The sequence below is a fragment of the Collimonas sp. OK412 genome, from assembly GCF_900112135.1.
Classification (GTDB): Bacteria; Pseudomonadota; Gammaproteobacteria; order Burkholderiales; family Burkholderiaceae_D; genus Collimonas; species Collimonas rhizosphaerae.
The window spans coordinates 36,503-46,263 of sequence record NZ_FOLC01000031.1 but is presented as its reverse complement, the minus strand read 5'-3'; the positions used below and the strand labels follow the sequence as shown (position 1 = coordinate 46,263).

The window sequence follows — 9,761 nt, the reverse complement described above, 5'->3', positions numbered from 1 at the left end:
CTTGGTGATTGTTTTCTATGCTCTTGCTGCGGATTTTTCCATTTGGTAAGCGCAAAGCACAATCGAGCTTGGCTTTTGCTACGTCAATACCCAAAATAAAAATGTGCATACAACGTCCTCTGATAATCTACCTTGTCAATACGGGCTGCCGGCAGGCCGGGCCAAAGATACTGTGCGATTTTTAAACGAGGGTGAGCGACTGCTGCAAAAATCTACGTCACTGGCTTAAAACCAAAGGGCGCAAACGGCATCCAGATCGCTCGATCTTGATATGCCTACCAAGAACTGTCTTCGTAATTCGAGCGGTCGAATTACAAATTGAAAGATCTAAACTTCAAAATCATAATACAAGGGCGTAATAGCGCAGCGTATTACGCCGCACGTGATGCACCACTAAGGCAAACGATGTCAAACGAACTGGGGCAAATAACAATAAGAGAATGCCGCATGATATCGATCAAATATACGGCGTAATACGCTTCGCGATTACGCCCTACGCCTTACCGCGTTGCCGTGTTTTTAAAGTAAGAAAGACAGAAATAATTTTCCAAAGTGAACTCTCAACAAATATGAAAAATATCATCGTCTTATTATTTTTTGCGATAACGGCGAGCCTGGCGCTGGCCCGCTCGCAATATCCAAGGCCATTAACTATCAAGAACGTGGGAGAGAACCTTGTCGCATGCTTGCCTGAAGATGATGGTGAAGATATTGAATTAAAAGCGGCATTTGTTGGACAAGAAGGAGCTACTGCAGAAACAGGGGTGAACTGGCGAATTGAAATTAAGCCTGGAGCAAAGCCTTTGGTAATGCATCCCGGTGATTGCTTGACCTACGGGGCCAATATTGATGGATATACCTATAGTTTTTCACAAGAAAGCCTGCAAATTAATGTGCCATACACATTTTCAATTAGACGTGGAAATGTTGGAAAAAAATGGCTTACAAATCTTCATAATGAAATGTTCTGCGCACTAAATGTAAATGGTTTGATTGTTTTCAAAAAATATATACAGAAGGGCAGTTCAGCTCCCCCAGATATCTGCGCCTACGTCAAATCGCAGTTGCCCGATTAAATGGCTTTAAAAAAAAGAATAACAGTATCTACGCCTTACCGCGTTGGGTATGCGATCAATGTGGGTGGGGCGATTAACACCCTGGCGAGCTTGGGGAGTTTGAGGAGGTGGGGTTGAGTAAGAGGAGAATGGCGGGGAGGACTGATACGATTCATGCGGGGGGGGGGCGGGTTGAGATCAAAACCGATTACTCGTTATCTATCGTGCAGACGGTGACGGATATGATGCTATGAGGCACATTATCATCCTCATGTTGATCGTGTTTGCCTGCGCAGCCTGCACCGGGCGTGCCGATAACCCCGATCCACGTCATATCAAGGTCCTTGAGCTAATGAGAGAGCAACACTGGCAGGAAGCGGAACGCCTGCTTGACGTTATGTTGGAGGAGGATCCGAAGCGTCCTGCAACATGGTCGTTACGGGCCAGTCTGCACGCAGAGCAAAAACAATATGAGCAAGCGCTGGCTGACCTCAATGTCATTTCCTCCCTTCCCAAAAGTCGCTACGATCCTGGCATCATGCCTTGTCTTCTTCAAGAGCGACTCGGCAGATTGACAGAGGCCCGAGCTTGTTACGTTAAGAGGATAGAGCAACTTGCCCAAGGAAATGAGGCCAAGTGTGACGCGAACCTCGAGTGCGTGTTGGCTGACTTGATGGCTGAAGGCCCCGATGCAGAAGCACGGCGCCAGCGGATTCTCGCCATATCAAAGTCGCCAGAAGAAATGAAATGGAACCATTTCTTGCTTGACGGATTTAATCGCGATGAATACCTGAAAGCAATACTTCCCTAACGCGGTACGCTTTACCGCGTTGATCAGTACAGCTTTGATTTCAGCCCCTTCCCCTATCCCCGGTTCCTCGGCTGGATGGGCTTTGTTCCAAAAATTTTAAAACCTCAAGATATCCCCGAAGCCGCCGAAGTTATCCCATTGCCCAGCTGTCACGGCTCCATCGTCATTGCCGTGGGCGACATCTTCGATCTTCGCAATCCCCAGCACATCAAGCAAGCCCATCAGGTGGAAATGCGGCTTGCTGCTCTTGATGCCTTGCCGGAGATCGACCGAAATTTAAAAATGACTTAATTTTAACCACGGAGAAAAATCAGCATGCATCCAGTCATCGCAAAAACTTTCGGAGGGCTGTCGCCTCAATATTACTTTCGCCAATTTGTATTCGGGCTGATTTTCCCCGCTCTGTATTTTTTTGTGTCGAGCAAAGGAAATCATTCGATGCAAGCGGCAATGATTGTTTTTCTTGTAGCGAGCACTCTGCTTTACCCTTATTCCCGCTTTGTTTACGAAAGCATCGTGAATTTCATCATGGGCCGGAACGTGTTCCTGACCCACGCTCTGCTGTTGCTTTTTGTGAAGCTGGTGACCATGGCGATTTGCTGGAGCCTGGCGATATTCATCGCACCTGTCGGCCTGGCATATCTCTACTGCCATCACAGCAAAGAGGGATCATAAAACGCAACGCCTTACCGCGTTACTGATAGTCAGGGATGAACCGCTGCAGAGCGGTGCGGGAGGAACTCCCTGCCGTTTGCAGGCGGTAGAAATAGGTCTTGTCGGCTTTGAGATCCTGGGCGACTGTGTTGAGGGAATATGTGGCGGAGCCATCTGCTGGAGTGGCGCCAAAAACATGCTGGCCCGGCGGCAGCATGAACTCCACTTTTTCACCTGGGTTCAGCGAGGCCGCTTTTTTTCCGTCTATGTACAGATGCTGATACCCGCCGCCGCCGGAGACTCCGTTATCCCTTACGAATACCGCACGGGCATTGTTTGCCAGCGGCAGTGCGTCGGGGCGGAACACGCGTTCCATCGCTACTGACTTCACTTCGTTGATCGAAACAGGAGAGGTTGCGCACCCGGTGATCGAAATCGCCAAAGCGGCCAGGAGTAAGCTGAATTTCATTTGGAGCCTTTCTGTGTAGTTGGCAGGTTGGTCTCAAATGCGCATGCTGATGATGTTTGCCCTGAATGGACTGCACGATAAGTCTAACGTTCTATTTTTATTTTCCGCCGGGACAGATTTTGTCAATTAAACCGGACAAACGCAAAAAAGCCCACCGAATGGATGGGCTTTTTTGTCATATCGTGAATTTTGTTGTCAATTTCACGATAATTAAAATCAAGCGTTATTCTAACTACTTGATTTTATTGAATTCTTTGGGGTGGCTGACGGGACTCGAACCCGCGACAACAGGAATCACAATCCTGGACTCTACCAACTGAGCTACAGCCACCATTGCGGTACTACTAAACTGCCATGCTTGTTCAGCACTAGGACAGCTAGCTATTATACAAAGTAACCTGCCGCCTGGCAAATCAAATAACGGGTAATGATGAAATTCCCGCCGGCTGGGCGGTTGCGGCTACCGCCGATACCGGCGGCTGCAGTTGCAGCAGCCGGGCGAACGGGACGCTGATGGCCGATTCGCTGCCGCTGGTGAAGGCGCTTACCCGGCCGCTGTGCGGCGCGGCCTGCAGCAGTCCGTTTTCAGCCAGCACCTTGGCCAGCTGGCGGCTGACCGCGGCGCCGGTGTCGATGACGGTTACCGGTCCGGACGCCAGCTCGGCCACGATTTCCTCGATCAGCGGACGCACAAAAGGGTAGTGGGTGCAGCCCAGCACCAGGGTGTCGGCGCCTTGCGCGAGCAGCGGCGCGATATAACGGCGCAGCAGCAGCGCGGTCTGCGCCGAGCGCAATTCGCCTTTTTCAATCTGGTCGACCAGGCCGACGCATGCCTGCAGCTCGAAATGCACGCCGCTGGCCGCGCTGATCTGTTCTTGCAGCGCCAGCAGCCGCGCGCTTTGCAAGGTGGCCTTGGTAGCCAGCACGCCGACAATCTTGCTGCGGCTGTGCGCCGCGGCCGGCTTCAGCCCGGGTTCGATGCCGATCACCGGCAACGCCGGGTAAGCGCTGCGGATCGCCTTGATGGCGGCGGTGGTGGCGGTGTTGCAAGCCACTACCAGCGCCTTCACGCCTTGTTGCAGCAGGAACTGGGTCACTGCCAGCGAGCGCGTGGAAATCTCCGCTTCCGACCTGTCGCCATACGGCGCATACGCGGAATCGGCAAAATACAGCAGGTCTTCCAGCGGCAGGTCCTGGTGGATATGGCGCAGCACCGACAAGCCGCCGATGCCGGAATCGAAAATGCCGATGGGCGCGCTGTGCGCCATCGGCATTGTTTGCGTGTCGCCGCTCATTTATTGGAATCGGACGGTCAGATGGTGGTGACGGGGATTTTCGAGAGCGCTGCGTGGGCGATCTTTTCCTGCCATTCCTTGGGCCCGGTGTTGTGCACCGAGATGCCGTTGGAATCGACCGCCACCGTGACCGGCATGTCCTTGACGTCGAACTCGTAGATCGCTTCCATGCCAAGGTCGGCAAAGCCCAGCACCTGGGCCGACTTGATCGCCTTCGACACCAGATAGGCGGCGCCGCCGACAGCCATCAGGTAAGCCGACTTGTGTTTCTTGATCGATTCGATCGCGGTAGGGCCGCGTTCCGATTTGCCGATCATCGAAATCAGGCCGGTCTGTTCCAGCATCATGTCGGTGAACTTGTCCATGCGGGTCGCGGTAGTCGGGCCGGCAGGGCCCACCACTTCATCGCGCACCGGATCGACCGGGCCGACGTAATAGATGACGCGGTTGGTGAAATCGACCGGCAGCTTTTCGCCCTTGGCCAGCATTTCCTGGATACGCTTGTGCGCAGCGTCGCGGCCGGTCAGCATCTTGCCGTTCAACAGCAGGGTCTGGCCAGGTTTCCACGAAGCGACTTCTTCCTTGGTCAGGGTATTCAGATCGACGCGCTTCGATTTCTCGGTATCCGGCACCCAGTGCACTTCCGGCCATTCCGACAGCGACGGCGGCTCCATGTAGGCCGGGCCGGAGCCGTCCAGCACGAAGTGGCCGTGGCGGGTAGCGGCGCAGTTCGGGATCATCGCCACCGGCTTCGATGCCGCATGGGTCGGGTGCATCATGATCTTGACGTCCAGCACGGTAGTCAGGCCGCCCAGTCCTTGCGCGCCGATGCCCAGCGAATTGACTTTCTGGAACAGCTCGATGCGCAATTCTTCGGTCTTGTTTTGCGGGCCGCGCTTGAGCAGGTCGTACATGTCGATATCTTCCATCAACACCTGTTTCGCCATCAGCATCGCTTTTTCCGCAGTGCCGCCGATGCCGATGCCGAGCATGCCTGGCGGGCACCAGCCGGCGCCCATGGTCGGCACGGTCTTCATCACCCAGTCGACCAGCGAATCGGACGGATTGAGCATGACGAACTTGGTCTTGTTTTCCGAACCGCCGCCCTTGGCTGCGATCTGCACGTCCACCGTGTTGCCTGGCACCAGTTCCATGTGCACCACGGCCGGCGTGTTGTCCTTGGTGTTCTTGCGTTCGAACTGCGGGTCGGCCACGATCGAGGCGCGCAGCATGTTGTCCGGGTTCAGGTAGCCGCGCCGCACGCCTTCGTTGACGGCGTCGGTGATCGAACCCTTGAAGCCTTCGAAGCGCACGTCCATGCCGATCTTCAGGAACACGTTGACGATGCCGGTGTCCTGGCAGATCGGCCGCTTGCCTTCGGCGCACATGCGCGAGTTGGTCAGGATCTGGGCGATGGCGTCTTTTGCCGCAGGGTTCTGCTCCTGCTCATAGGCGCGCGCCAGGTGCTGGATATAGTCGACGGGATGGTAATAGCTGATGTACTGGAGCGCAGCGGCTACCGACTCGATGAGATCTTCTTGCTTGATCGTGGTCAGGGTGGCTAGGGTGGTCATGGCGTATCTCTTTAAGATGCTCGGTCAAAGGTCAGGAAATGGGTGGTGCGGATACAGCTGGAATCAATGATCAACGGTCCGCGCCAGGATCAGGCCCGGGTACAGCGGCAGTTGCAGCCGGCGGCGCATGAAAATCAGGTTCGGCAGGACGCCGATGGCTTTTTTGGGCGCGGATGCTTGCATGTTGCTCATTGGAATTGTCGGGAAGGGGAAAGCGTCGCTATTTTACACTTCTTGGACGGTTTTCATGGGCTGCGGCCAGCTGGCCACCGCAATCCCGGCCAATACCAGCGTCAATGCGGCGAAGTGGCCCCAGCTCAGGCTCTCGTGCAGGAACACCACGCCGATGAAAGCCGCCGCCAGCGGCATCAGGGCGGTGAAGATGCCGGCGACGTTAGCCTGCACGTGCTTGGTGCCGGTCAGCCATAGCCAGAACGCGATCACGCTGGCCGCCAGCGCGTACCAGAACATCAGCAGCCACATGCCGGGCGTGACCTGGCTGAAATCGTAGGAGAGGGCTGCGGTCAGCCCGAACGGCAGCATCAGCAGCAGGCCGAACAGATGGCTGTAGGCGGTGATGCGCATCGGCGACAGGGTTTGCGTCAGGCGCTTGGACAGCACCACGTAAGTGGCTTCGCAGGCTACCGCGGCCAGCACCAGCAGGTTGCCCAACAGCGGCGCTTGGCCGCCGTCGCCGCTGTCGCTCTTGCTCAGGTTGAGTACGGCGATGCCGGCGATCGCCAGCAGGATCGAGGCCAGGGTGCGCGGCTGCAGCCGCTCCTTGAGGATCAGGCGCGACAGGATCGCCACCGCCGCCGGCAGGGTGCTGGTGATGACGCCGGCGGCGGTCGCGGTGGTGTGCTGGACGCCGTACAGCATGCACAGTGTAAACAGGAAGGTGCCGAAGAAGGCCTGGCCGAACAAGGTCAGCCATTCGTGGCGCTGCAGGCGCGGCGCGGCCTTGAAGAATTGCGGCGCCATCACGACCACGGCAATCACGAAGCGCAGCAAGCCGAACACCAGTACCGGCATTACGGCGATGATGGCCTTGCCGAAACCGATATTGGCGCCTACCAGCATCATGGCCAGCGCCAGGTAAACGTAGGATTTTGTGTGTTGCATGGGCTGTAGGTGGCTGTAGGAATGAGCTGAATGTGCGATGATAACCGACTGAGAGGCTCTGGTAGCGTTAGCATCTTGCAACGTAAGGCTTGAGTAAGTGTAAAAGTTTATGTTTAGCGTCAACTATTAAAAGCAGGAGACAGCATGGCGAACATCGAAACCTTTGGCCAGGAAACCCGCATTTTTCCGGCCCCCGCAGAATTTTCCAGGACCGCGGCAATTTCCGGCATGGACGCCTACCGCGCCCTGGTTGCCGAAGCCGAACAGGATTACGAAGGATTCTGGGGCCGCCTGGCCCGCGAGAACCTGCAATGGCACAAGCCCTTCACCAAGGTGCTGGACGAATCCGATGCGCCGTTCTACAAATGGTTCGACGACGGCAAGCTGAACGTCTCCTACAACTGCCTCGACGTGCATTTGCAGAATGGCAATGCCGACAAGGTCGCGGTCATCTTTGAAACCGACAGCGGCGATGTCAGCAAGATCACCTATCGCGAGCTGCACAAGAAAGTCTGCCAGTTCGCCAACGGCTTGAAATCGCTGGGCATCAAGAAGGGCGACCGCGTCGTCATCTATATGCCGATGTCGGTTGAAGGCGTGGTCGCGATGCAGGCTTGCGCCCGTATCGGCGCCACCCATTCGGTGGTGTTCGGCGGCTTCTCCGCCAAGTCGCTGCAGGAACGCATCATCGACGCCGGCGCCGTCGCCGTGCTGACCGCCGATGAACAGGCGCGCGGCGGCAAGCGCCTGCCGCTCAAGTCCATCGTTGACGAAGCGCTGGCGCTGGGCGGCTGCGACAGCATCAAGAACGTGGTGGTCTACAAGCGCACCGGCGGCGACATCAATTTCGTGGCGGGCCGCGATCTCTGGCTGCATGAACTGGTCGCGGCGCAGGCCGACACCTGCGAACCGGAATGGGTCGATGCCGAGCATCCGCTGTTCATCTTGTACACCTCCGGCTCCACCGGCACGCCGAAGGGCGTGCAGCACGCGTCCGGCGGCTACCTGCTGTGGGCGGCGCTGACCATGAAATGGGTGTTCGACATCAAGCCCGACGATGTCTACTGGTGCACCGCCGACATCGGCTGGATCACCGGCCACACCTACATCGCCTACGGCCCGACCGCGGTCGGCGCCACCCAGATCATTTTCGAAGGCGTGCCGACCTTCCCCAACGCCGGCCGTTTCTGGGATATGGTGCAAAGGCACAAGGCCACCATTTTCTACACCGCGCCGACGGCGATCCGTTCCTTGATCAAGGCCGCCGACGCCGACCCAAACATCCATCCGTCCAAATACGATTTGTCGTCGCTGCGCCTGCTGGGCACGGTCGGCGAGCCGATCAATCCGGAAGCCTGGATGTGGTACCACAAGAACATCGGCCGCGAGCGCTGCCCGATTGTCGATACCTTCTGGCAAACCGAAACCGGCGGCCACATGATCTCGCCGCTGCCGGGCGCCACGCCGCTGGTGCCGGGTTCCTGCACCTTGCCGCTGCCGGGCATCCAGGCGGTGATCGTCGATGAAGCCGGGCACGAACTGCCGGACGGCAACGGCGGCATCCTGGTCGTCAAGCGTCCGTGGCCATCGATGATCCGCGCCATCTGGAACAATCCCGAGCGTTTCAAGAGCGCCTACTTCCCGCCTGAGTTCGGCGGCAAGCTCTACCTCGCCGGCGATGGCGCGATCCGCAACAAGGACACCGGCTATTTCACCATCACCGGCCGCATCGACGATGTGCTGAACGTCTCCGGCCACCGCATGGGCACCATGGAAATCGAATCGGCGCTGGTGGCCAATCCGATGGTGGCCGAAGCCGCCGTGGTCGGCAAGCCGGATGAAACCACCGGCGAAGCGATCTGCGCTTTCGTGGTCCTCAAGCGCAGCCGCCCCACAGGAGAAGAAGCCAAGCAGATCGCCAAGGAACTGCGCGACTGGGTCGCCAAGGAAATCGGCCCGATCGCCAAGCCGCGCGAAATCCGCTTCGGCGACAACCTGCCGAAAACCCGTTCCGGCAAGATCATGCGGCGCCTGCTGCGGGTGCTGGCAAAAGGCGAGGAAATCACCCAGGATGTTTCCACTTTGGAAAATCCGGCGATCCTGGAACAGCTCAAGGAAGCCCAATAAGTCCTTGTCGATGGACGTAGAGGGTTGTAAACAGGACTTGAGCGGGGTGCTGAAGAGAAATTTCTGTTTCTGCCGGATTTGTTGCTATAATACGCGGCTTCGCGAAAATCAAATCTCGCGAAACGTTGTTGTAGCTGCAGGAGAGATGGATGAGTGGTTGAAGTCGCACGCCTGGAAAGCGTGTATAGGTTCATAGCCTATCCGGGGTTCGAATCCCCGTCTCTCCGCCAAAGAGTCAGCTGCTCAGATAATTATCTGGGAGAGCAAGAAAAAAGCGCTTAATAATCAAATAGATAATTTGATTATTAAGCGCTTTTTTCTTTTGGCTGCTCGGGTCCACTCTCACAAGCCAAGCAATGCCGACAGGAGTCGACCATCACTCCCGCGTTGTTAAGCATCACATCGATGCGACCATGCAAGTCCACGGCGCGGTTCACGAGCACCTGAACTTGTGCGTGATCGGTGACGTCGGTTTGCACGACGCTCTCGGCACCCAGGCCGAGCTCTTCCGCGAGCGCGTGCAGGCGATCCAAGCGCCGCGCCCCCAGCACGACCTTGGCGCCGGCCCGTGTCAAATGACGCGCTGTTTCCGCGCCCAGACCACTGCTGCCGCCGGTGATGACGACCACTTTATTGTCGATTCCTTGTGTCATG

Annotated in this window: 9 protein-coding genes, 2 tRNA genes and 2 pseudogenes; 6 read left to right on the top strand and 7 right to left on the bottom strand. The window is 56.8% G+C overall.

All coding sequences use genetic code 11. The features are described 5' to 3' along the window. The first annotated feature begins 440 nt into the window (after positions 1 to 440). The 4 genes from BM062_RS25355 (at position 441) to BM062_RS22220 (ending at position 2,541) form a co-directional block, all read left to right on the top strand. Positions 441 to 1,076, top strand: a complete 636-nt coding sequence (locus BM062_RS25355) for a hypothetical protein (protein WP_139220160.1) — start codon at positions 441 to 443, stop codon at positions 1,074 to 1,076. Between the two features lie 229 nt (positions 1,077 to 1,305). Further along, positions 1,306 to 1,866 (top strand): tetratricopeptide repeat protein, encoded by a 561-nt coding sequence (locus tag BM062_RS22230; protein ID WP_092401055.1) that lies wholly within the window; start codon positions 1,306 to 1,308, stop codon positions 1,864 to 1,866. 75 nt (positions 1,867 to 1,941) lie between these two features. Next, complete coding sequence (locus tag BM062_RS22225) at positions 1,942 to 2,157, top strand: Imm52 family immunity protein (RefSeq protein WP_092401052.1); 216 nt, start codon at positions 1,942 to 1,944, stop codon at positions 2,155 to 2,157. 24 nt (positions 2,158 to 2,181) lie between these two features. After that, positions 2,182 to 2,541, top strand: a complete 360-nt coding sequence (locus tag BM062_RS22220) for a hypothetical protein (RefSeq protein WP_092401049.1) — start codon at positions 2,182 to 2,184, stop codon at positions 2,539 to 2,541. A 19-nt stretch (positions 2,542 to 2,560) separates the two neighbouring features. On the opposite strand, the gene BM062_RS22215 is transcribed toward BM062_RS22220, so the two are convergent. The 6 genes and pseudogenes from BM062_RS22215 to BM062_RS22190 all read right to left on the bottom strand — a co-directional run bounded on the left by BM062_RS22215 (position 2,561) and on the right by BM062_RS22190 (position 6,980). Further along, positions 2,561 to 2,989: a hypothetical protein gene (locus tag BM062_RS22215; RefSeq protein WP_092401046.1), complete on the bottom strand. Its 429-nt coding sequence runs from the start codon at positions 2,987 to 2,989 to the stop codon at positions 2,561 to 2,563. Positions 2,990 to 3,244: 255 nt separating this feature from the next. After that, positions 3,245 to 3,320: transfer RNA gene (locus tag BM062_RS22210), tRNA-His, on the bottom strand. Positions 3,321 to 3,402: 82 nt separating this feature from the next. Further along, positions 3,403 to 4,284: a glutamate racemase gene (murI, locus tag BM062_RS22205; protein WP_254785211.1), complete on the bottom strand. Its 882-nt coding sequence runs from the start codon at positions 4,282 to 4,284 to the stop codon at positions 3,403 to 3,405. Between the two features lie 17 nt (positions 4,285 to 4,301). Continuing rightward, positions 4,302 to 5,840 carry a fumarate hydratase gene (locus BM062_RS22200; protein ID WP_092401067.1) on the bottom strand — a complete coding sequence of 513 codons (1,539 nt, stop codon included), beginning with the start codon at positions 5,838 to 5,840 and terminating at the stop codon, positions 4,302 to 4,304. A gap of 90 nt (positions 5,841 to 5,930) precedes the next feature. Beyond that, a pseudogene (locus tag BM062_RS22195) lies at positions 5,931 to 6,050 on the bottom strand (TIGR00645 family protein); the annotation flags it as partial. 33 nt (positions 6,051 to 6,083) lie between these two features. After that, entirely contained in the window at positions 6,084 to 6,980 is an 897-nt protein-coding gene (locus tag BM062_RS22190) for a DMT family transporter (RefSeq protein ID WP_092401043.1), read from the bottom strand. 144 nt (positions 6,981 to 7,124) lie between these two features. Here BM062_RS22190 and acs point away from each other — a divergent pair, with 144 nt between their 5' ends. After that, positions 7,125 to 9,107, top strand: coding sequence for an acetate--CoA ligase (gene acs / locus BM062_RS22185; RefSeq protein ID WP_092401040.1), 1,983 nt, complete (start codon positions 7,125 to 7,127; stop codon positions 9,105 to 9,107). A gap of 139 nt (positions 9,108 to 9,246) precedes the next feature. Beyond that, a tRNA-Ser gene (locus BM062_RS22180) sits at positions 9,247 to 9,337 on the top strand. A 135-nt stretch (positions 9,338 to 9,472) separates the two neighbouring features. On the opposite strand, the pseudogene BM062_RS22175 reads toward BM062_RS22180, so the two are convergent. Then, positions 9,473 to 9,760 (bottom strand): annotated as a pseudogene (locus tag BM062_RS22175) (SDR family oxidoreductase); the annotation flags it as partial. Position 9,761: the final 1 nt, after the last annotated feature.

What these genes read in the sequence shown, in the direction of transcription:
- murI (WP_254785211.1), bottom strand. Translation starts at nt 4,284, where the DNA reads ATGAGCGGCGACACGCAAACAATGCCGATGGCGCACAGCGCGCCCATC.
- BM062_RS22215 (WP_092401046.1), bottom strand. Translation starts at nt 2,989, where the DNA reads ATGAAATTCAGCTTACTCCTGGCCGCTTTGGCGATTTCGATCACCGGG.
- BM062_RS22225 (WP_092401052.1), top strand. Translation starts at nt 1,942, where the DNA reads ATGGGCTTTGTTCCAAAAATTTTAAAACCTCAAGATATCCCCGAAGCC.
- BM062_RS22190 (WP_092401043.1), bottom strand. Translation starts at nt 6,980, where the DNA reads ATGCAACACACAAAATCCTACGTTTACCTGGCGCTGGCCATGATGCTG.
- acs (WP_092401040.1), top strand. Translation starts at nt 7,125, where the DNA reads ATGGCGAACATCGAAACCTTTGGCCAGGAAACCCGCATTTTTCCGGCC.
- BM062_RS22230 (WP_092401055.1), top strand. Translation starts at nt 1,306, where the DNA reads ATGAGGCACATTATCATCCTCATGTTGATCGTGTTTGCCTGCGCAGCC.
- BM062_RS22220 (WP_092401049.1), top strand. Translation starts at nt 2,182, where the DNA reads ATGCATCCAGTCATCGCAAAAACTTTCGGAGGGCTGTCGCCTCAATAT.
- BM062_RS25355 (WP_139220160.1), top strand. Translation starts at nt 441, where the DNA reads ATGCCGCATGATATCGATCAAATATACGGCGTAATACGCTTCGCGATT.